This window comes from Microbulbifer mixtoriginis (SeqCode) (genome assembly GCF_052466695.1).
Genome location: NZ_CP174285.1, coordinates 88,555 through 108,762, shown reverse-complemented (window position 1 = coordinate 108,762; position 20,208 = coordinate 88,555). Strand labels below are relative to the sequence as shown.

Below are 20,208 nucleotides of genomic sequence, written 5' to 3'. Positions count from 1 at the left end.
CCGAAAGGTGCTCCTATATAGCCTCCAGCAGGCTCACCATTAATTGCAGGGATTCGCGCCCACGAAATTCATTGACGTCTAACTTGTAAGCCAGGCGCACTCGCTCGGTGGGCTGCGGCCACTGGTCTGTATCTATATTAAAAGCAATGGCATCAAGGGCCAGCTGTGGCGCCTGCGGCGGAGCGACCACCATTTTCAGGTGCCGCTCGCCGACAATGCGTTGCTGAAGCAATAGAAACTCGCCATCGAAGACCGGCTCGGGAAACGCCTGCCCCCAGGGGGCACAGGCACGCAACAGGGCCGCGGTTTGCAGGGTGTAGTCTGCAATATCCAATTCACCATCGGAATCGATCACGGCCTGCAATTGATTCTCATCCAGGCGCTTGCGCACCACTCGTTCAAACTCCGCCCGGAAAGCATCGAGGTTTTGTGCAGGCAGACTCAACCCTGCGGCCATGGCATGACCGCCGAATTTACTGATCAGCTCAGGATTGGCTGCGGCCACATCGCTCAGGGCATCGCGGATATGCAAGCCGGGTATGGAACGTGCCGAGCCTTTTACCAGGCCGTTATCCCCTTCGGCAAAGGCAATTACCGGGCGGTGGAATTTCTCCTTGATACGACTGGCAAGAATACCCACCACCCCTTGATGCCAATTGGCATCGTAGAGACACAGGCTCCAGGGAATTTCCCCCTCCAGCTGCAGTTCTTCCAACGCCGCTAGAGCTTCCCGCTGCATACCCTGCTCTATGGCCTTGCGGTCCCGGTTGAGCATATCCAGCTCCCCCGCCAACTCACGAGCTTCACTGGGATCGCGGGTCAGGAGGCAGCGGATGCCTGTGCCAATATCATCCAGGCGCCCGGCCGCATTGATACGTGGCCCCAGGATAAAACCAATATCGGTGGTGGAAAGCCTGCGTTGGTCTCGCCCGGCCACCTCTAATAAAGCGGAAATACCGGGTCGGCAGCGCCCGGAACGAATACGGGCGATACCCTGGTGCACCAGAATGCGGTTGTTGTGATCCAGCGGCACCAGGTCAGCGACAGTGCCGAGCGCCACCAAATCGAGATATTCAGCCATATTCGGCGGAGCGATACCGCTCTGCGCAAACCAACCGCATTCCTGCAGGGCACTGCGTAGACGACTCAACAGGTAAAAGATAACTCCCACACCGGCGAGATTCTTACTGGGGAAATCACAGTTCGGCTGGTTCGGGTTCACAATGGCATCGGCATCCGGCAGCTCACTGCCGGGCAGGTGGTGATCGGTTACGATCACTGTCATGCCTGCGGCCTTGGCCGCCGCCACCCCATCAATGCTGCTGATGCCGTTATCCACAGTGATCAGCATATCCGGGGCGTAATCCTTGGCCACCTCTACGATTTCCGGGGTGAGGCCGTAACCAAAATCAAAGCGGTTCGGCACCAGGAAGTCCACGCCCGGCGCACCCATGGCCCCCAGTGCCAGCACGGCGAGCGTGCTGCTGGTGGCACCATCGGCATCGAAGTCACCGACGATCAAGATTTTTTGCTGCGCCCGCACGGCTTCCACCAGCAGTGTCACCGCTGTATCCAGCCCCCGCATCGACTGGGGTTGCTGCAGCTTGGCGAGACTGTGGTCCAGGGCCTCCTCGCTGACGATACCGCGACCTAGCAGTACCCTCTGCAAAATTTTGGGGGTTTCAGAAGCAAAACGGCCAGTGGAAAAATCCACTGGCCGCCGCTGAATTGTTGTATTCATTCTCTCTCAGCTATTTTTAATCCGGCCGCCAAGTCCCTCGCTGCGCCAGCTAGTGCCCTTCGGACAGCATGGTCGCCATATAGTCGTGCACCTGGGACAAGTCGTTGGGCAGCACCTTGAATCGCTCTTCGCGTTGCCAGAGGTCCTGCATATGGACCGGCAGGGGAATTTCGGTTTGTGGCAGTGCCTGCGCCACAGCATCGGGGAATTTTGCCGGGTGTGCGGTGGATAAGCAAACCATTGGCTGCTCGGCGGAGCGGCGCACCCTTCTTGCGGCCTCGACACCAATAGCGGTATGGGGATCGAGCAAATAGCCGGTCGCCAGGTACTGCTCACGAATCACCTCAATAGTACGCGCATCGTCGACCCTATAGCTGGAAAATGTCTTTTGGGCCTGCGCCAGGGCCGATTCGCTCAAGTGCATAGGTACACTGCGATCTGCCAGCAACTCCGCCACTGCGGCACCATCGCGGCCGTAGAGATCAAACAGCAGGCGCTCAAAATTGCTCGACACCATGATATCCATGCTGGGCGACAGGCTGTGTATCAGCGGTTTGGGCGTGTGATCGTTATCGCTGATGCAGCGGTGCAGGATATCGTTGGCATTGGTAGCGATCACCAACTGGTCGATTGGCAAACCCATCTGCTTTGCTAGGTAACCGGCAAAAATATCGCCAAAATTGCCGGTGGGCACGGAGAAATTTACCGTCTTATCTGGTGCGCCCAGTCGCAAGGCCGCGTAAAAGTAGTAGACAATCTGCGCCATAATGCGCGCCCAATTAATGGAGTTCACCGCCACTAAACGACGCCCATCGGGCAAAAAGGACTGGTTGGCGAAGCTGGCCTTCACCATATTCTGGCAATCGTCAAAATTACCTTCCATGGCGATATTGAACACATTGTCTGACAACACTGTGGTCATCTGCCGGCGCTGTACTTCTGAGACCCGATTGTGGGGATGCAAAATAAAAATATCGATATTGTCGCAGTGGCGGCAGCCTTCAATTGCCGCCGAACCGGTATCCCCCGAAGTCGCCCCCATCACCACCACGCGCTCACCACGCTTTTTCAGCAGGTGGTCGAACAACTGACCGAGAAACTGCAGGGCAAAATCTTTAAAGGCCAGAGTCGGGCCGTGGAAAAGCTCCAGAATCCACTCGTTGGTATCGGTCTGCACCAAAGGCGCTACCGCCCTGTGACGAAACTGCCCCTGCCCCAAACCATAAGAGCGCTCGATAATATTGCGCAGCTCCCGCTCACTAAGATCCTCTCCCACAAACGGCCGGATAATTTCAAAAGCCAACCGCTGGTAATCCATACCCGCCATAGCCGCAATATCCTCTCGGGTAAATTGCGGCAGTGACTCGGGCACATAGAGACCGCCATCGCTGGCGAGCCCGGTGAGGACAGTATCGGCAAAAGAGAGAGACGGCGCGCGGCCGCGGGTGCTGACAAATTTCACGGTGTTGTTTCGCTCTTGGATCTCGTAGGCAATAAAGAAAACTGGCGCCTATTCATAGAGAAAGGCACCATCTAGCAATAGGGGAGAGGGCTTAACCGAGGCTCTCCACGCGAATACGCACCACTTTCCCTTCAACCGTATCCAGGGCCTCAATTTGTGTAACCGCTTCGCGCAGGCAGGCCTCCCTGGCACGGCTGGTGAGAATCACCACTGGGACCAACTCTTCCCCATCGACCGGCTCGTGCTGGATCAGGGCCTCAATGCTGATGCCCTGATCGCTACAAATAGTTGCCACCTTGGACATAACACCCGGCTTATCATGAGCGGAAATACGCAGGTAATAGCTGGTGACCACCTCTTCCTCCGGCAACACCAGGGTATCGCCCTGCTCTGCCAAGGCCACCCCGGCAGCCGGTACCCGCTGATCCGGCTTGGCATCCAGGGTGCGCGCCACATCGACAATATCGGCAATCACTGCCGAGGCTGTAGCTTCGGCACCGGCGCCTGCGCCGTAATACAGCGTTGGCCCCACCGCATCGCCGTTGACCAACACCGCATTCATCACACCATTTACATTGGCGATCAGGCGACGCTGTGGAATCAGGGTTGGATGTACCCGCAGTTCCACCCCCTGCTCTGTGCGGCGTGCGATGCCCAGATGTTTAATGCGATAGCCGAGTTCATCGGCATAGCGGATATCCTCCGGACAAATGCGGCTGATACCCTCGGTATATACCTTGTCGAAGGCAAGCGGGATAGTGAAAGCCAGGGAGGCCATAATTACCAGCTTGTGCGCAGCATCGATGCCTTCTACATCGAAGGTCGGGTCTGCTTCTGCATATCCCAGAGCCTGTGCCTGAACCAGAGCCTCATCAAAACTGCGCCCCTTCTCGCGCATTTCAGTGAGGATATAATTTCCTGTGCCATTAATAATGCCGGCGAGCCATTCGATGCGGTTGCCCACCAGGCCTTCGCGCAGGGATTTAATAATAGGGATGCCGCCGGCCACGGCCGCTTCATAGGCAATGGTGACGCCCTTTTGTGCGGCCAGTTCAAACAGCTCATTACCGTGCTCGGCGATCAGTGCCTTGTTCGCGGTCACCACATGCTTGCCGTTTTCAATTGCCACCAAGACCAGCTCGCGCGCTACCGTGGTGCCGCCAATCAGCTCCACCAAAATGTCGACATTGGGGTTGTTGGCGACATCGAAGATATCGCGGGTAACATCCAGCTCACTGGTATCGCAATCGGGGTTGTCGCGGCGGGCCCCGACCTGCTCAATCACTACCGAACGGCCACAACGCGCGGCCACTTCGTTTCCATTGCGCGCCAGGACATTGATTGTTCCGCTGCCCACCGTGCCCAAACCGCAAACACCAATACGCACTGCACGCTGCGGCTCTACCGCAGGCATCTGATCCGCCGCCTCTGCGACGTCTTCAATTGTTGCGCTCACAAATTCCCTCCGCGCGTAGGCCCCCGGTAATGCACCCCAACCTAAAATGCCACACCAGGAGAAGACGCAATAAAAACAAATAAAATTAACAAAATATCGACAACCTTACCGAGCTGAAAGCAAAAAAGTCAATAAAATTGCGCCAGCCAAACTCCACCCTCAACGATGGGGTAAACGAAACTTTTGTCACCCAAAAGAACTCCTTGAAATAGGAGCCATCCTCAGTAGATGCTATAAGTGCATCTACTAGCATCAGGTACCAGCAACCTGCGAAATTGCATCCACCGCGCCTTTTCTAAAAAATGGGCGCACTGAAAAACGGACTCAGATAGCGGTCGAGTGATGAAAAAAACCCTTATCCTTTATACTGGCGGAACCCTGGGAATGCGCCGCAGTGAATCCGGCTATGTGCCGGACGCCGATCTTGAAGATGCCCTGCAGCGCCTGCTACAGGATGTGATCGGCCAACTGCCGAGCTATGATTTCCAGGCCCTCGACCCGCTCCTCGACAGCGCCAATATGCAGCCCCAGGACTGGTACCGCATCGCCGCCCTGATACGCGACAACTATAGCCACTACACAGGCTTTGTTGTGCTGCACGGCACCGATACTATGGCTTATACCGCCTCCGCGCTGTCCTTCGCCCTGCAGGGACTGGCCAAACCGGTAGTGGTAACCGGCTCTCAGATCCCCTTGCGGGAAATGCGCAGCGACGCCTATAACAATTTAATCGCCGCCTTGCTATTGAGCGGTTCAGATAGTATCGGTGAGGTCTGCCTCTACTTTAACGGCAAGCTGTTGCGTGGCAACCGTGCGGTAAAAGTTAGCTCCGGCTCACTGGATGCCTTCTCCAGTCCCAATTATCCGAGCCTCGGCGAAGTGGGCATCCAGGTGCATATCGATCCTAATGCTTTATTGATGCACGGAGACACACCGCAGTTTGAAATCCCCGATAACGCCGATGGCAGCGTTGTATTAGTGAAACTATTCCCCGGAATTACTCCGCTGTTTCTCAGTAAAGTTATTGAAGCACGCCCACGCGGTATAGTGATTGAAACCTACGGTACCGGCAATGCCCCCACCGACAATCAGGCATTTACCGAGCAGCTTACCAGAGCTACAGAGCTGGGAATTATTTGTGTGGCGGTATCACAATGCCTGGAAAACCATGTGGATCTCGGCAAGTACGCTGCCGGCTCCGCACTACTGCGCGCCGGTGTGATCGGTGGCCTGGATATGACCAGCGAAGCCTGCTATGCCAAATTGAATCACCTGTTAGCCATGAACCACACAAACAGTGAAGTTAAAGACTTAATGGAAACCCCGCTATGCGGGGAATGCACCCCCTAACAAAATCAAACGGGATTTATTGAGCAATGCGCAGAAAAAATTCTGCTAGCTTATCGTTGCAGATATAAATCCCGACGGCTTTTTATCGGGCGACCAAATGTGGCCAGGTATTGGTTTAGAGGAAAATACTGGGCATTTAGACCAGAAGCAGATACTCCTTGATGAGCAATAATTTTTCACAAAACTTACGCCTGCTGTGCAGTTTCTATCGCTCCATCGCCGAAGTGTGTCGGCGCATGGGTGTGAACCGAGCACAATTTAACAAATACCTCAGCGGCAATACTCAGCCCTCACAGTACACTCTCAGTAAAATCTGCCACTTCTTTGGTGTTGAACCCCATGAAATTTTGATGCCCGCCGAACAGTTTGAGCAAATTGTTCGGGTGCGCCGCACCGCTACGACTGTCGAATCCTCCCGCCCCTACTCTATGGATATTGACTTGCTAATGCGGGAGTCACAGGGGCGCGCTGATAAATACCTGGGCTTTTACTTTGAATATCACTACTCGATGACTTTTCCCGATCATATTATTCGCAGCCTGCTGCATATCGAGTCCGATGGGGAAGGATATTACTTCCAGCGCTTCGAGCGCATGCGCTATCCAGATAGGGAGGAGTGGTACAAGTCCCGCTACAAAGGCATGCTGCTTTTTCTCTCTGAGCGTATATTTTTGATTGGCTACGAAGCGCTGACACGCAACGAAATCGCCCAGACAATCCTCTATCCCACCTATAAAAGCCGAGTGAGTTATTTATCCGGCCTCAAGCTGGGCGCCTCTGCCAGTGACCGGCGCGAACCCGTATGTACAAAAGTATTGCTGGAATCTCTCGGACGTAATATCAGCATCAAAAACGCATTAAAACTGTGCGGGGTATTTGGCCCGGATTCCGATGAGATCAATCGCAGTATTCGCGAAAATATCCGAGCCTCAAACACTGAAGGTCCACAGAGTTTTTTTGCCACTCCACTTTAAGCATGAATTTCTATTAAAGGCCCAACCAAGAGGCCCAAATGATAACAACCACGGGCACCCCGTAACCCAGGTTAATTCTGGTTATTGGTGCACTTGCCCTTATGCAGATGAAGAGAAAGCAGAAGTCCATGACAAACGATTTCCACACCCTAAAACCCATGCCGGTATTCACTACCAGTAGTGAATACCGCACCGAAAAAGACTTGCTCGGAGAGCGCGAAGTACCGGCCGATGTCTATTTTGGCATTCAAACCCTGCGCGCCCTGGAAAACTTCCAAATTACTGGTATCACCCTCAACCACTTCCCTAATTTGGTCAAAGCGCTGGCCATGGTGAAGAAGGCTGCGGCTCATGCCAACTGCGAACTCGGCTACCTGGAAAAGAACCTGGAAGCGGCAATTGCCAAAGCCTGCGATGAAATTATTGAAGGCAAGCTGCACGATCAATTCCTGGTAGACATGATTCAAGGCGGTGCCGGCACCTCCACCAATATGAACGCCAATGAAGTAATTGCCAATCGCGCGCTGGAATTGCTCGGCCACAATAAGGGTGAATACAAAAACGCTCACCCCAACAACCATGTAAACCTATCGCAATCCACCAACGATGTTTACCCCTCCTCCATCAACCTAGCAGTCCTGCTCAGCTACAACGACCTGGTGCAGTCTATGGAGGAGCTGTGTATCGAATTTGATGGCAAAGCCAAGGAATTTGCACAGGTTATTAAAATGGGCCGCACCCAGCTACAGGATGCAGTACCCATGACCCTGGGGCAGGAGTTTGCCGCTTTTGCTGCAACCATTCGTGAAGATGTCGCTCGGGTTAAAGAGCTAGTAGCCCTGTTTAAAGAAATCAATATGGGCGGCACCGCAATCGGTACAGGTATTAATACCGACCCGCAATATCGTCAACTGGTTGTATCGGCACTGTCTGAAATTTCCAGCATCGACTTTGTCTGCGCGGAAAATCTAGTAGAGGCCACTTCTGATATGGGTGCCTTCGTCATGTTTTCCGGGGTAATGAAACGTATCGCAGTAAAAATTTCAAAGATCTGCAGCGACCTACGCCTTCTCTCCAGCGGCCCTCGCGCAGGTCTCAATGAAATCAATCTGCCACCGATGCAGCCAGGCTCCTCCATTATGCCTGGTAAGGTAAATCCAGTAATTCCCGAGGTGGTCAACCAGGTGGCCTACCAAGTAATCGGTAACGACCTGACAATCACCTTGGCAGCGGAATCGGGCCAGCTGCAGTTAAATGTCATGGAACCAGTTATCGCCTTCAACTTGCTACAGTCTATGCGCTTAATGACCCAAGCCATGCATACCTTGGCTCAACGCTGTGTCAATGGCATCAGCGCGAATGAAGAGCATTGCCGGCAGTTGGTAGAAAACAGTATCGGCCTGATCACCGCGGTAAATCCGTTTATCGGCTACGAAAATGCCACTCGTATTGCCCAGCAAGCATTGATGACGGGCGCGAGCGTCAAGCAGTTGATTTTGGATGAGGGGTTACTAAGTGAGGAAGAGTTAAATGATATTCTCGCTCCAGAGAATATGACTCAGCCACGTAAAGTAGCATTGAAGAGCCCGACTTAGATAAAAAAGCGGCCGCTTTAGAGAGGCCGCTTTCTTCCGCTGATCTTAAATACCCAGCTCTTTAATTAGAGTGGCTGGAGGCAGATAACCGGGCACAACCCTGCCATCCTCCATCACAATAGTGGGCGTGCCGCGTACATCGATCACCTCGTTACCCAATTTATATTGGGCGGCAACCGGGTTGTTATTGCAGACCTGCAAAGGCACGTTTTCGCGGTTCTTCAATGCGGTGAGCGTTTTATTGGTGTCATCGGCACACCAGGCAGTAGCGAGCTTGCGATAACCCAGAGATTGCAGGCCTCCGCGCGGGAATGCCAAATATCTTACTTCGATCCCGCGCTTGTTCAGCTCAGGAACATCCTGGTGCAACTTGCGGCAATAGCCACAGTCGACATCGGTGAAAACATAGATACGCGCTTTGGTCTCGCCTTTGGGCGAGAAGACGATCATATCGTCGATGCTTTGGGTTTCCATCACCTTGGCCCGGCGAGTTGCTCGGCGCCCCTCAGAGAGGTTCGCAAAGCCTCCGCCAGTCTTAGCCTGGAACAGGTCCCCCAGAATAAAATGGTTGCCATCGGCTGAGACAAACAGAGTACTGCTACCACCGTCAAGCTCTACTTCGTAGAGCCCCTCGATCGGGGTCTCACGCACTTCACCATAAGTAGGCTTGGGGTTACTTGCCTCAAGGCGGGCTTTGATTGTCTTCGCAACGTTTGCGTCGACCTCTGCAAGGGCCGCTGGGCCAAGCAGACCGAGCAGCACTCCAGCGAGCGCCAGCGGCTTCTTGATAAGCATCATTACCGATTGCTCCTTAAATTCTCAATGAGGTTCGACTCAAACGTCGGCCTTCAGTTCCAGCCAGTATGGCAGCTATATGCCATTTCAGATCCACATGGCGCGTTTTAACATATTCAGGCACTGGACACTACGTACAAACTCCCAAGTTGTGCGCTGATCTAAAGGATACAGGGGTAGATAGCGTAGCTGTCGGGGACAAAGGGAGAAGCGTGAGGCCAGAAGTTCAAATGCACTTCCATGGCAATTCAGCCTTTCGGGCTTGGCACATGACTGGCCATAAAGGGAAGACTACGGATACAAAAAAGCCGGAGAATAACCCCGGCTTTTCTACGAGCTGTATGAGAGGTGCTTAGTTAAGCTTCTCTTTAATACGTGCGGCTTTACCAGTCAGGCTGCGCAGGTAGTAGAGTTTAGCCTGGCGTACGTCACCACGACGCTTAACCTTGATGCTGTCAACCAGCGGGCTGTGAGTCTGGAAAGTACGCTCAACACCAACACCGTGGGAGATTTTACGCACGGTAAAGGAGGAGTTCAGGCCGCGGTTGCGCTTGCCGATTACCACACCTTCGAACGCCTGCAGACGCTCGCGGTTACCTTCTTTTACTTTCACTTGAACGATTACAGTGTCGCCCGGCGCGAAGGGAGGTACTTCGCTCTTCAGCTGTTCCTGCTCCAGCTGCTGGATAATTTTGTTAGTCATTTGGATTTGCTCCCAAATAGAGTTTATGTAGCTTCTCAGCTAGTTCACCGAACTACTCCCGCCTCCCGGCGAATCCGGCATCAAGTTTTATCGGATTTCCGCTCCTGTTGAATTTCTTCCAACAGTTGCTTCTGCTCCTTGTTCAGCTCCAGCCCATCCAAAAGGTCGGGTCGACGCTGCTGTGTGCGCGCCAGTGCCTGCTTCAGGCGCCAGCGGCGTATTCTTTCGTGGTTGCCCGAGAGCAACACTTCCGGTACCGCCACACCCCGGTACTGTTCGGGCCGGGTATAGTGGGGACAGTCGAGCAAACCCGAGGAGAATGAATCCTCAACCGCCGACTGGTCGTGCCCTAGCGCGCCGGGAATCAGCCGTGTAATGGTATCCACCAACACCATAGCAGCCAGTTCACCACCACTTAGGACATAGTCACCAATGGACCACTCCTCGTCGATCATTGATTCGACGATACGCTCATCTACCCCTTCGTAGCGCCCGGCCAGCAAAACCAGATTGCCAGCGCCAGAGAGGTTTTCGACCCCGCGCTGATCCAGTTGCTGTCCCTGCGGAGACAGGTAGATAGTGCGTACAGCTTCGCCCTCTTCCCCAGCCCAGGCGCGCGCGGCCTGCAGGGACTGATAAAGGGGTTCAGCCATCATCACCATTCCGGGACCACCGCCATAAGGGCGATCATCCACAGTGCGATGCTTGTCACTGGTGAAATCCCGAGGGTTCCAGCAGCGCACTTCCAACAGGCCATATTTGACGGCCCGACCGCTGACACCATACTCGGTCAATGCAGCAAACATCTCCGGAAAAATGCTTACCAGAGCGATTTTTTTAGTCATCGCTCAGCGCCTTAAAAAGCTGGGTCCCAGTCGACGGTTATTACACCGGCTTCCAGGTCAATATTGGTTATAAACTGATCCGGCAGATAGGGAATCAAGCGCTCGCGCTTATCCGCTCCACCGCGCACCACCATTACATCGTTGGCGCCAGTTTCCATCATGCGGGCGACGATACCAAAGTCGTGATCTTCGCCATCGAAATGGCTGACAACCTTTAATCCCTCGAGCTGGTGCCAGTAATACTCACCCCGCTCAAGCTCAGGCATCAGTTCACGAGCTACAGCTATATCGCGCTGGCAAAGTCGAGCCGCCAAATCGCGGTCATCAATGCCTTTCACATGTACTATTAAGCCCTTACCGTGACGCTTACCAGCGTCAATTTCGAGAGCTTCCCAACCTTTCGGCCCCTGCAAGCGCCAATTAGGGAACTGCAGGATGTTGTCCATCGGCTCGGTATAGGAGTGAACCTTGACCCAGCCGCGCACACCATAAACGGTAGTAACGCGCCCAACCGTGACCAACTCTTCGGAAGGTTTTCCGTTATCTGCCACAGGAGCACCACTTACGCGCAAATTAAGCAGATTCTTTCAGCAGCTTGCTGACGCGATCAGAAACCTGAGCACCGTGACCCAGCCAGTAGTCAACACGCTCACGATCAATGCGCAGACGCTCTTCCTGGCCACGGGCAACCGGGTTGAAGAAGCCAACACGCTCAATGAATCGACCGTCGCGAGACTTGCGGCTGTCGGTTACGGTCAGGTGATAGAACGGGCGTTTTTTAGCACCGCCACGAGCCAAACGAATGGTTACCATGTAACTTTCCTGTATTTTTTAACACTTGGCGACAGCAATAAGCTGTCACCCAAACATCTCTGCCGGCAGCTCACCCGGCTGAAAGGCGGCGTATTCTAATGTACCGCCAGAGATTTGTATAGCGATTCCTAGGGCCCTCAGAGCCCCGAAAACCCTTACTTTTTCTTGAATCCGGGGGGCAGGCCACCGGGCATACCGCCCATTCCGCCGAGACCTCCGGGCAGACCACCACCCCCGGTCATTCCACCGAGGCCGCGCATCATCTTGCCCATACCGCCGCCCTTGAGCTTTTTCATCATCTTGCCCATCTGCTTATGCTGTTTAAGCAAGCGATTGAGATCTTGCAGCTGGGTGCCGGAGCCGGCGACGATACGGCGCTTGCGCGAACCGTTAAGAAGGTCAGGATTGCGGCGTTCGGCCGGCGTCATGGAGGAAATCAGGGCGTCCATACGCTTAAATTCTTTACCCATGTCGGCCTGTTGTGCGGCCTGCGCCACACCACCCATGCCGGGCATTTTCTCCAGCAGGGAGCCAAAGCCACCCATGTTTTGCATTTGCTGCAACTGGTCGCGCAAGTCTTCCAGGTCAAAGCCTTTACCTTTCTGGACCTTCTTAACCAGCTTTTCGGCTTTCTCTTTATCGATCTTCTGCTCTGCTTCTTCAATCAGAGACAGAATGTCGCCCATACCCAGGATACGGGAGGCGATACGGTCCGGGTGGAAGGTTTCCAGGGCGTCGGTCTTTTCACCAACACCGATAAACTTGATCGGCTTGCCAGTAACATGGCGCACAGAGAGTGCCGCACCACCGCGTGCATCACCATCTGCCTTAGTCAGAATAACCCCGGTCAGTGGCAGGGCCTCATTGAAGGCGCTGGCGGTATTTACCGCATCCTGACCGATCATTGCGTCGATAACAAACAGGGTTTCTGCGGGATCCAACTCACTGTGCAGCTCGCGGATTTCATCCATCAGCTGACTGTCAATATGCAGACGACCCGCGGTATCGACAATCAGTACATCGGCAAATTGCTTGCGAGCCGCATCCACTGCACCCTTGGCAATATCCAGGGGCTTCTGATCAGGAGTTGAAGCATGGAACAGCGCGCCCACTTCACCTGCCAGAGTTTCCAGCTGCTTGATGGCTGCGGGGCGATACACGTCCGCACTCACCACCATAACTTTCTTCTTTTCCCGCTCCTGCAGGTATTTGGCTAGCTTGGCAACACTGGTGGTTTTACCGGCCCCCTGAAGGCCCGCCATCAAAATCACAGCGGGGGGCTGAACTGCAAGGTTGAGCGGCTCTGCAGCAGCACCCATCACCTTAACCAGCTCATCCTGAACAATCTTGACGAACTGCTGCCCCGGGTTCAGGGCCTTGCTAACCTTCTGCCCAACAGCGGCTGTGCGCACTTGCTGTACAAAGGCCTTCACGACTGGCAGAGCGACATCCGCCTCAAGCAGCGCTTTGCGCACTTCACGCAGGGTATCGCGGATATTGTCATCGGTCAGACGGGCCTTGCCGGTGACTTTTTTTAGGGCCGCCGATAAGCGGTCACTCAGGTTATCGAACATAAATTCGTCTCGATTTCTCCGATTGCGGACAGGACCCCGGTGCGGAGGGCCGCGAAATTTTTTTGGGGAGTATCTCCAAACTCCCACTCTGAGGCGCGGCAGTATAGCTCAGGTCCCGTCACAGCCGAAATATCACCAGATCTTCCCTGTTAAAGCGTGCTGTGACACACTCCTCCTCCACTGCTTAGAAGATACGGATCTAACCAATGGCGGCATTCGCCCACTGGACGGCCATCGCGCTATATATAGCTACCACCATTGTCGCGGCCAGGGCCCTTGCCCGCGCCCAACAGCCCGATCGTAAACTGCTCCTGGGCCTGCTCGCCGGAGCCCTGGCCACCCACGCAATATCCCTTGCGCAGACACTGTTTTCCTCAGCAGGCTATCGCTTTGATCTGTTAGCAATGCTGTCATTAATCACCTGGGTGGTGAACTTATTGCTGCTTATCCTAGCGGTGAATCGACCACTAACCTTGTTGATACTGATTTTTGCCCCGTTAGGAGCACTCACCGAACTGACCGCGTCCCACACCTGGGGAGGCGTTGCACCACACCAACAGTTATCTTCTGGGATTGCCATACACGCGCTGCTATCAATCTCCGCCTACTCCCTACTTACTCTTGCAACCCTACAGGCCATCTACCTTTATTACCTGAACCAGCAGCTACACAACCATCGGCCAGTGGGTGCCATGCGCCTGCTCCCCCCCCTGCAAAGCATGGAGTCATTACTCTTTGGGTTAATTGCTTTCGGCCAATTACTGTTAACTGCCTCCCTGATTACCGGATTTATCTTTGTGGGTAACCTTTTTGAGCAGGGCCCCCTACACAAGACAGTGCTCTCCCTGCTCGCCTGGGTGCTTTACAGTATTCTTCTTTGGGGGCATTGGCAGTGGGGTTGGCGCGGTAACACTGCCGTGCGTTGGACTCTGTGTGCCTTTGCTGCACTAATGCTGGCCTACTTTGGTAGTAAGTTGGTTATTGAGGTTATCCTTCAGCGCGGCTAAGAATACTAAAGAGGAGCCGTTTAAAGTCGAGTATAAGCAAACGGCACTGACATTCGCTCACAGGTGCCATTTTCAGGGAGGAGACCAAACACCCCTTGATCTCCTCAACCGCCCCTATAGCCTTTACCGGGTTTATTTAGGTTTATAAGTGACCGGAAAACTTGCGGAGGTAGCCGTTCTGTTTCAATATCTCCGCTCAGAAATAAAAAGAGTTCTCCCTTGAACGAGATGCCCCCGGGCCTGCTGTTTAGCCTGCTTGCCCTGCTGATTGTGATATCGGCTTTCTTTTCCAGCTCCGAAACCAGCATGATGGCGCTGAACCGCTACCGCCTGCGCCACCAGGCCAAGAGCGGTCACCGCGGCGCCAAGCGGGCCATGGAACTGCTTGCCCGACCGGACAAGCTGATCGGCGTTATCCTGATTGGCAATAATCTGGTCAATATCCTGGCCTCAGTAATTGCCGGTGCTGTCTTTACTCAACTGTACGGCGATGCCGGCCTCTTCTACGCTACCGGCGCTCTCACAATCGTTATTCTTATTTTTGCGGAAGTCACCCCAAAAACCATTGCCGCTCTTCACCCGGAGAGAGTGGCATTTCCTGCATCGCTAATTTTACGCCCACTGCAATGGCTTCTGACACCGTTTGTATTACTCGTCGGCAGCATATCCAATGGACTTGCGCGCCTGGTAGGCGTTGAAGCAACTGCTGGCAACGAGGCAGAACACCTAGCGCCCGAGGAACTTAGAACAGTGGTGTTCGAATCTGGCGCCCTGCTTCCCAGCAAGCACAAAGGCATGCTTCTCAATGTGCTGGACCTGGACCAGGCCACAGTGGAAGACATTATGATCCCGCGCAACGAGGTCATGGGAATCGACCTGGAAAACAGCGCCGATCAGATTCTCCAACAACTGGCAGAGAGTACTTACACCCGCCTGCCGGTATACCGGGGAGATATCAATCAGGTAGTGGGTATTTTGCACCTGCGTCGCGCCGCACAGATACTGCGAGACGGCCCAGACAAACTCACAGCTGAACGTCTCAAGTCCTTTACCGGTGAACCTTACTTTGTACCCGAGGCCACCCCACTGCCCACCCTGCTAATGAACTTCCAGAAAACCAAGCGCCGCATGGGCTTGGTTGTGGATGAATATGGGGAGGTGATGGGGATAGTAACTCTAGAAGATCTACTGGAGGAAATTGTCGGCGACTTCACCGCGAGCCCAGTTCCCAGCGACGATGAGGAAATTGTCGCCATGGAAAGCGGCTGGTATATGATCGAGGGTGGAACCTCTATCCGGGATATCAACCGCACGCTAAATTGGGACCTGACCACCGACGGCCCAAAGACTTTCAACGGTCTCCTTATGGAGCACCTTGAAAGCATCCCAGATGGCAATATCAGTTTATTCATCCTCAATAATTACCAAGTGGAAATTGAAGAGGTGTCCGACAAAATGATTATCAGAGCCAGGATCAAAAAAATTGAGCGCTAGTCAAGCGCTCTACAACCTTGGGTTTAAGCAATATCCTCTAAGAGTTTCCTTACCGGGGCAAAACTCACCCGGTGCAGTGGGCTGGGGCCCAATTCTTCCAGGGCCTGCATATGAGCTTTAGTTGGATAACCTTTGTGGCCGGCCAGCCCATAACCTGGATAGCGTGCATCCAACTCCACCATCTCTCGATCACGGGTCACTTTGGCCAAAATTGAGGCCGCAGCAATGGCGGCAACGCGACCATCCCCTTTAATCACAGTATCGCAGGGATAAGACCAGTCCGGTCTTTTATTACCATCTACTAACACAAACTCAGGCTGTAGTGGCAACTGCTCCACTGCACGGCGCATTGCCAATAAACTCGCCTGCAGAATATTGATCTGATCAATTTCTTCGACGGTTGCACGGGCAATAGAAAAACTCAACGCACGCTCACAAATTTCCTCAAAGAGCGACTCTCGTTTTTTCTCACTAAGTTTTTTGGAGTCGGCCAGCCCCAAAATGGGCTCTGCTGGATCGAGAATTACTGCAGCCGCCACTACATCTCCAGCTAATGGGCCACGGCCAACTTCATCGACTCCAGCGAGAAGATCACCTTTATAAGGACAGATGTACGGAGGTAATTCTTTTTTAACACTCATGGTTTATAAAACCCGATTACTTCAAAAGAGCACAGATAGCATCGGCTGCCCGCTCAGAGGCATTTCGACGCAATTGCTGGTGAAGATCGTCAAATTCGCGCTGCAACTGATCACCCAGTAGTGGATCTTCAAAATAGCGCATCAACGCCGCTCCGAGATTCTCCGGGGTCGCATCACTCTGCAGGATTTCCGGCACCAGCTCCCTTTGTGCCAGCAAGTTGGGCAGAGAAACCCAGGGAGTGTGCAGCATACGAGAGACGATAGCGTAAGTAATTTTGCCCAGTTTATAGGCAACCACCATAGGCTTTTTCAGTAGCATGGTTTCTAACGTTGCCGTTCCTGAAGCAATTAACACAGCATCTGACACACTGAGCGCCTTGTGTGAATCTCCCTCTAATATCGTGACAGGCAGTTCCGGAAAATCCTTTAGCTGCTCCCGCAATTCGGCTAAACGCTGCTCATTTGCTGCCGGCAATACAAATTTGAGATCGGGATGGCGCTGGTAACACCAGCGAGCCGTCTGCAAAAATAGTGGCCCAAGCAAACGCACTTCCCCACCTCGGCTACCCGGTAACAGTGCAATAACACGGTCATCAACTGTGAGACCCAGCTCTTTGCGCTCTGCAACACTGCTAACCTGCAAAGGAATATCATCCGCTAACGGATGCCCCACAAAAGTCACCGGCACGTGGTTTTCACGATAAAAAGCAGCCTCAAAAGGCAGCAAGGTGAGCATATGGTCAATAGCACGAGCAATCTTTTTTATTCGCCCCTGCCGCCACGCCCACACTGAAGGGCTGACATAATGCACAGTGCGAACCCCTTCGGCCTTGAGGGACTCCTCCAGAGACAAGTTAAAATCTGGTGAATCGATACCGATAAAAAGGTCCGGCGGATTTTCAGTGAAGTGCTCGCGCAGAGTGCGGCGAATTTTTAATAATTCTGGCAGTCGTTTTAGCGGCTCAACCAATCCCATCACCGAGAGGCGCTCCATTGGAAAAAGGGATTTCGCCCCCAAAGCCTGCATACGCGGACCGGCAATCCCTTCAAACTGAATTCCCGGGAGGCGCTTTCGCAGGGAGTCAATAAGACCTGCACCGAGGATATCTCCAGAGGCCTCACCGACAACAATACCAATACGAACCGGCTTATTATTTTCTGACACGCCTAACAATTCCCCCAGAGTGGAAATGGCTCAATTTTCATAGATACCGATTAAGATATGAAAAGACTAAATCAGGAAGTGCACAATAACAGCACTTCCCGCAAATAGTTGTGCTTAGCGGACAATTCCGCGAGAGGAGGTCTGCAGGGAATCAATCCAAGGCTGAATTACAGGGGACTGCTCACGCAGTTCCGTAAGGGCCTGGACAGCCTCTTGCAGAGTGAGGCCGCGCCGGTAGACCGTTTTGTATGCCTTGTTGATTAGAGAGATATCCTCGCGGGAAAAACCTCTACGACGCAACCCCTCCGCATTAATAGTCTTGGCCTCTGCCGGATTCCCAGCCACCATGACATAAGCCGGCACATCTTTGCCGATCGCTGCGCCCATCCCTAGGAAAGCGTGCTCACCAATGGTGCAATGCTGATGTACAAGACTGTACCCGCTGAGGATTGCCCAATCTTTTACTATTACGTGGCCGGCGAGCCCCACATTATTAACAAGAATGGTGTGATTACCGACAACACTGTCATGACCAATGTGGGCATAGGCCATAATCAGGTTATCACTGCCGATAGTGGTTTCCCCACGATCCTGCACAGTGCCCCGGTGGATGGTAACGCCCTCACGAATAACATTGTTATCGCCGATTACCAGGGTGGTCTGCTCGCCTTGATATTTTTTGTCCGGCGTATCTTGACCTATCGAGGCAAACTGGTAAATACGGTTATTTTTTCCGAGCTTAGTGGGCCCACTCAATACAACATGTGAAGCAATTTCACAGCCATCACCGAGTTCCACATCGGCGCCAACTATGGAATAGGCTCCGATACTCACCCCGGAACCGATAACCGCCGTCGGATCGATAATAGCTGTGGGGTGGATATTTGTCTGCATTCTGGAATCTACTCCTCAGGTAGCGACACTTCGGACACTACAACTTCAAATAAACAACAACTGGAAGAGTTATCAAAAGCACCTTAGCAGCCACGTCAAGTGACGAATAAGCGCTTTAAACCTGCTTCACCGCACACAGAAGATCTGCAGAGGCCGCAAGCTCACCATCGACACTGGCTTTACAGGAAAACTTCCAGATATTACGGCGCACTGAAACTGCTTCGGACATCAGGTCCAGCCTGTCCCCAGGGACCACCTGACGCTTAAAGCGCGCCTTGTCGACACCACCAAACAGGTACAGGTAGCCATCCTCGGGCTTCTTGCCAAATGTTTTGAAGCCGAGAATTCCTGAAACCTGGGCCAGAGCCTCAACGATCATAACACCGGGAAAAATCGGCATCTGTGGAAAGTGACCGTTAAACAGCTCTTCATTAATAGAGATATTTTTATACCCCTTAATAAACTTCCCTTCTTCGAGTTCAACGACACGATCGACCAATAAAAACGGATAGCGATGTGGCAGGTACTCGCGAATCTCAGTTACATCCATCATTCCAAATGCCCCCAGAAACCACTTCGGGGCGTTAAACGCCCCGAAAACATCAAATCAAAATTGTTTTTCTTAAAGCAGCTGTGAGCTATTTATCCCGATCGAGGGACAGGGCTTTAAGTTGCTTCTCCAAATCTTTAACCCTTCGTGCCACCTTATCCAACTGCCCGAAGCGCACCGCGTTGCGACGCCAGGACTGACTATCGGCAAAGGGTAAAGCACCGGAGTAGATTCCCGGTTTGTCGATGGATTTGGTCACAAAAGTATTAGCGGTAACTTGGCAGCCATCCGCAATGGTTACATGCCCGGCAATACGGGAGCTGCCGCCCAAAGCACAGTGCTTACCGATTACTGCGCTGCCCGCAATTCCTGTGCATGCAGCAATGGCTGAGTAGTCACCAATCTGCACATTGTGCGCGATTTGGACCAAATTGTCGATCTTGACACCACAACCAATCAAAGTGTCACCAAGTGCCCCACGATCCACACAAGTATTGGCGCCTATCTCAACCTCATCGCCAACCTGCACGCCACCCAGCTGATAAATCTTAATCCATTCACGCTGATGCAGCGCAAAACCAAAGCCGTCTGCACCAATAACCGCGTGACTGTGGATGATAACATCGCGCCCGACCTGACAACCGTGATGCAGTATTGCACCCGCATAAAGGCAGCTCCCTTCTCCAAGGGTACTGCCCTCTCCCACAAAGCAGTTGGCGCCAACCGATGCCCGAGGCCCAATTTTCGCAAACGCCTCTATCACCGCACCAGCTGCAATAGAGGCACTAGAGGCCACTTCTGCATCCGGATGAACTACAGCGCTCGGGTGAATACCCGCCTCAATCGTTGGAGCCGTATTGAACAAAGCACTCGCCCTGGCAAAAGCCAAGTAAGGGTTATCCACACAAAGTGCGCTAACAGGTGTCTCCTCAACAAACTCGGCAGTCACCAATACAGCGCCCGCTGACGTGGTCTTGAGGAAGCGGCGATAATTAGGGTTTGCCAGGAAGGTCAACTGCTCGGGCCCAGCATCTTGCAAAGTGCTAAGACCAGAAATTACATATTCTGCGTCTACCCCGGGGGCCAGACGCAGCTCAGCACCCAGAGCATTTGCAAGCTGGGTTAACGACAAATTGTCACTCATACAGA

19 protein-coding genes are annotated in these 20,208 nt (G+C 53.2%); 5 read left to right on the top strand and 14 right to left on the bottom strand.

Features of this window, described 5'->3' with window-relative positions; all coding sequences use genetic code 11:
• Positions 1–13: 13 nt before the first annotated feature.
• The 3 genes from recJ to ACJJI0_RS00445 form a co-directional block, all read right to left on the bottom strand.
• Positions 14–1,741 (bottom strand): single-stranded-DNA-specific exonuclease RecJ, encoded by a 1,728-nt coding sequence (recJ, locus tag ACJJI0_RS00455; RefSeq protein ID WP_444884193.1) that lies wholly within the window; start codon positions 1,739–1,741, stop codon positions 14–16.
• Between the two features lie 49 nt (positions 1,742–1,790).
• Positions 1,791–3,203, bottom strand: coding sequence for a threonine synthase (gene thrC / locus ACJJI0_RS00450; RefSeq protein ID WP_444884192.1), 1,413 nt, complete (start codon positions 3,201–3,203; stop codon positions 1,791–1,793).
• A 91-nt stretch (positions 3,204–3,294) separates the two neighbouring features.
• Complete coding sequence (locus tag ACJJI0_RS00445) at positions 3,295–4,617, bottom strand: homoserine dehydrogenase (RefSeq protein WP_444885898.1); 1,323 nt, start codon at positions 4,615–4,617, stop codon at positions 3,295–3,297.
• Between the two features lie 384 nt (positions 4,618–5,001).
• Between ACJJI0_RS00445 and ACJJI0_RS00440 the strand changes: the two genes are divergently transcribed.
• The 3 genes from ACJJI0_RS00440 (at position 5,002) to aspA (ending at position 8,578) form a co-directional block, all read left to right on the top strand.
• The gene (locus ACJJI0_RS00440) at positions 5,002–6,009 is read left to right on the top strand and encodes an asparaginase (protein WP_444884191.1); all 1,008 of its coding nucleotides are present in this window, start codon (positions 5,002–5,004) and stop codon (positions 6,007–6,009) included.
• Between the two features lie 161 nt (positions 6,010–6,170).
• Complete coding sequence (locus tag ACJJI0_RS00435; RefSeq protein WP_252082633.1) at positions 6,171–6,983, top strand: helix-turn-helix domain-containing protein; 813 nt, start codon at positions 6,171–6,173, stop codon at positions 6,981–6,983.
• Between the two features lie 128 nt (positions 6,984–7,111).
• The gene (gene aspA, locus ACJJI0_RS00430; protein WP_444884190.1) at positions 7,112–8,578 is read left to right on the top strand and encodes an aspartate ammonia-lyase; all 1,467 of its coding nucleotides are present in this window, start codon (positions 7,112–7,114) and stop codon (positions 8,576–8,578) included.
• A gap of 45 nt (positions 8,579–8,623) precedes the next feature.
• Here aspA and ACJJI0_RS00425 read toward each other — a convergent pair whose 3' ends face one another.
• The 6 genes from ACJJI0_RS00425 to ffh form a co-directional block, all read right to left on the bottom strand.
• Complete coding sequence (locus ACJJI0_RS00425) at positions 8,624–9,376, bottom strand: DsbC family protein (RefSeq protein ID WP_252082637.1); 753 nt, start codon at positions 9,374–9,376, stop codon at positions 8,624–8,626.
• A gap of 349 nt (positions 9,377–9,725) precedes the next feature.
• Positions 9,726–10,082, bottom strand: coding sequence for a 50S ribosomal protein L19 (gene rplS / locus ACJJI0_RS00420; RefSeq protein WP_286037023.1), 357 nt, complete (start codon positions 10,080–10,082; stop codon positions 9,726–9,728).
• Between the two features lie 74 nt (positions 10,083–10,156).
• Positions 10,157–10,921, bottom strand: a complete 765-nt coding sequence (gene trmD, locus ACJJI0_RS00415; protein WP_444884189.1) for a tRNA (guanosine(37)-N1)-methyltransferase TrmD — start codon at positions 10,919–10,921, stop codon at positions 10,157–10,159.
• Positions 10,922–10,932: 11 nt separating this feature from the next.
• Positions 10,933–11,472, bottom strand: coding sequence for a ribosome maturation factor RimM (gene rimM, locus ACJJI0_RS00410; protein WP_444884188.1), 540 nt, complete (start codon positions 11,470–11,472; stop codon positions 10,933–10,935).
• Between the two features lie 22 nt (positions 11,473–11,494).
• The gene (rpsP, locus tag ACJJI0_RS00405; protein WP_226648429.1) at positions 11,495–11,734 is read right to left on the bottom strand and encodes a 30S ribosomal protein S16; all 240 of its coding nucleotides are present in this window, start codon (positions 11,732–11,734) and stop codon (positions 11,495–11,497) included.
• Positions 11,735–11,889: 155 nt separating this feature from the next.
• Entirely contained in the window at positions 11,890–13,308 is a 1,419-nt protein-coding gene (gene ffh, locus ACJJI0_RS00400) for a signal recognition particle protein (RefSeq protein ID WP_252082643.1), read from the bottom strand.
• 206 nt (positions 13,309–13,514) lie between these two features.
• On the opposite strand from ffh, the gene ACJJI0_RS00395 reads away from it, so the two are divergent.
• Positions 13,515–14,315: a cytochrome C assembly family protein gene (locus ACJJI0_RS00395; protein WP_444884187.1), complete on the top strand. Its 801-nt coding sequence runs from the start codon at positions 13,515–13,517 to the stop codon at positions 14,313–14,315.
• A gap of 219 nt (positions 14,316–14,534) precedes the next feature.
• Positions 14,535–15,809, top strand: coding sequence for an HlyC/CorC family transporter (locus ACJJI0_RS00390; protein ID WP_444884186.1), 1,275 nt, complete (start codon positions 14,535–14,537; stop codon positions 15,807–15,809).
• A gap of 23 nt (positions 15,810–15,832) precedes the next feature.
• On the opposite strand, the gene rnhB is transcribed toward ACJJI0_RS00390, so the two are convergent.
• The 5 genes from rnhB to lpxD all read right to left on the bottom strand — a co-directional run bounded on the left by rnhB (position 15,833) and on the right by lpxD (position 20,203).
• A complete protein-coding gene (gene rnhB, locus ACJJI0_RS00385) occupies positions 15,833–16,450 on the bottom strand; it encodes a ribonuclease HII (protein WP_444884185.1) in 618 nt (205 codons plus the stop codon).
• A gap of 16 nt (positions 16,451–16,466) precedes the next feature.
• On the bottom strand, positions 16,467–17,615 hold the full coding sequence (gene lpxB / locus ACJJI0_RS00380; protein ID WP_444884184.1) for a lipid-A-disaccharide synthase: 1,149 nt from the start codon (positions 17,613–17,615) through the stop codon (positions 16,467–16,469).
• A gap of 114 nt (positions 17,616–17,729) precedes the next feature.
• Entirely contained in the window at positions 17,730–18,509 is a 780-nt protein-coding gene (gene lpxA / locus ACJJI0_RS00375) for an acyl-ACP--UDP-N-acetylglucosamine O-acyltransferase (protein ID WP_444884183.1), read from the bottom strand.
• Positions 18,510–18,624: 115 nt separating this feature from the next.
• Positions 18,625–19,062: a 3-hydroxyacyl-ACP dehydratase FabZ gene (fabZ, locus tag ACJJI0_RS00370; protein WP_252082651.1), complete on the bottom strand. Its 438-nt coding sequence runs from the start codon at positions 19,060–19,062 to the stop codon at positions 18,625–18,627.
• Positions 19,063–19,147: 85 nt separating this feature from the next.
• Entirely contained in the window at positions 19,148–20,203 is a 1,056-nt protein-coding gene (gene lpxD / locus ACJJI0_RS00365; RefSeq protein WP_444884182.1) for a UDP-3-O-(3-hydroxymyristoyl)glucosamine N-acyltransferase, read from the bottom strand.
• Positions 20,204–20,208 lie beyond the last annotated feature (5 nt).

Coding starts and splice junctions, on each gene's coding strand:
- recJ (WP_444884193.1), bottom strand. CDS start 1,741: ATGAATACAACAATTCAGCGGCGGCCAGTGGATTTTTCCACTGGCCGT.
- ACJJI0_RS00445 (WP_444885898.1), bottom strand. CDS start 4,617: ATGCCTGCGGTAGAGCCGCAGCGTGCAGTGCGTATTGGTGTTTGCGGT.
- ACJJI0_RS00440 (WP_444884191.1), top strand. CDS start 5,002: ATGAAAAAAACCCTTATCCTTTATACTGGCGGAACCCTGGGAATGCGC.
- ACJJI0_RS00435 (WP_252082633.1), top strand. CDS start 6,171: ATGAGCAATAATTTTTCACAAAACTTACGCCTGCTGTGCAGTTTCTAT.
- aspA (WP_444884190.1), top strand. CDS start 7,112: ATGACAAACGATTTCCACACCCTAAAACCCATGCCGGTATTCACTACC.
- ACJJI0_RS00425 (WP_252082637.1), bottom strand. CDS start 9,376: ATGATGCTTATCAAGAAGCCGCTGGCGCTCGCTGGAGTGCTGCTCGGT.
- trmD (WP_444884189.1), bottom strand. CDS start 10,921: ATGACTAAAAAAATCGCTCTGGTAAGCATTTTTCCGGAGATGTTTGCT.
- rpsP (WP_226648429.1), bottom strand. CDS start 11,734: ATGGTAACCATTCGTTTGGCTCGTGGCGGTGCTAAAAAACGCCCGTTC.
- ffh (WP_252082643.1), bottom strand. CDS start 13,308: ATGTTCGATAACCTGAGTGACCGCTTATCGGCGGCCCTAAAAAAAGTC.
- ACJJI0_RS00395 (WP_444884187.1), top strand. CDS start 13,515: ATGGCGGCATTCGCCCACTGGACGGCCATCGCGCTATATATAGCTACC.
- rnhB (WP_444884185.1), bottom strand. CDS start 16,450: ATGAGTGTTAAAAAAGAATTACCTCCGTACATCTGTCCTTATAAAGGT.
- lpxA (WP_444884183.1), bottom strand. CDS start 18,509: ATGCAGACAAATATCCACCCCACAGCTATTATCGATCCGACGGCGGTT.
- fabZ (WP_252082651.1), bottom strand. CDS start 19,062: ATGATGGATGTAACTGAGATTCGCGAGTACCTGCCACATCGCTATCCG.
- lpxD (WP_444884182.1), bottom strand. CDS start 20,203: ATGAGTGACAATTTGTCGTTAACCCAGCTTGCAAATGCTCTGGGTGCT.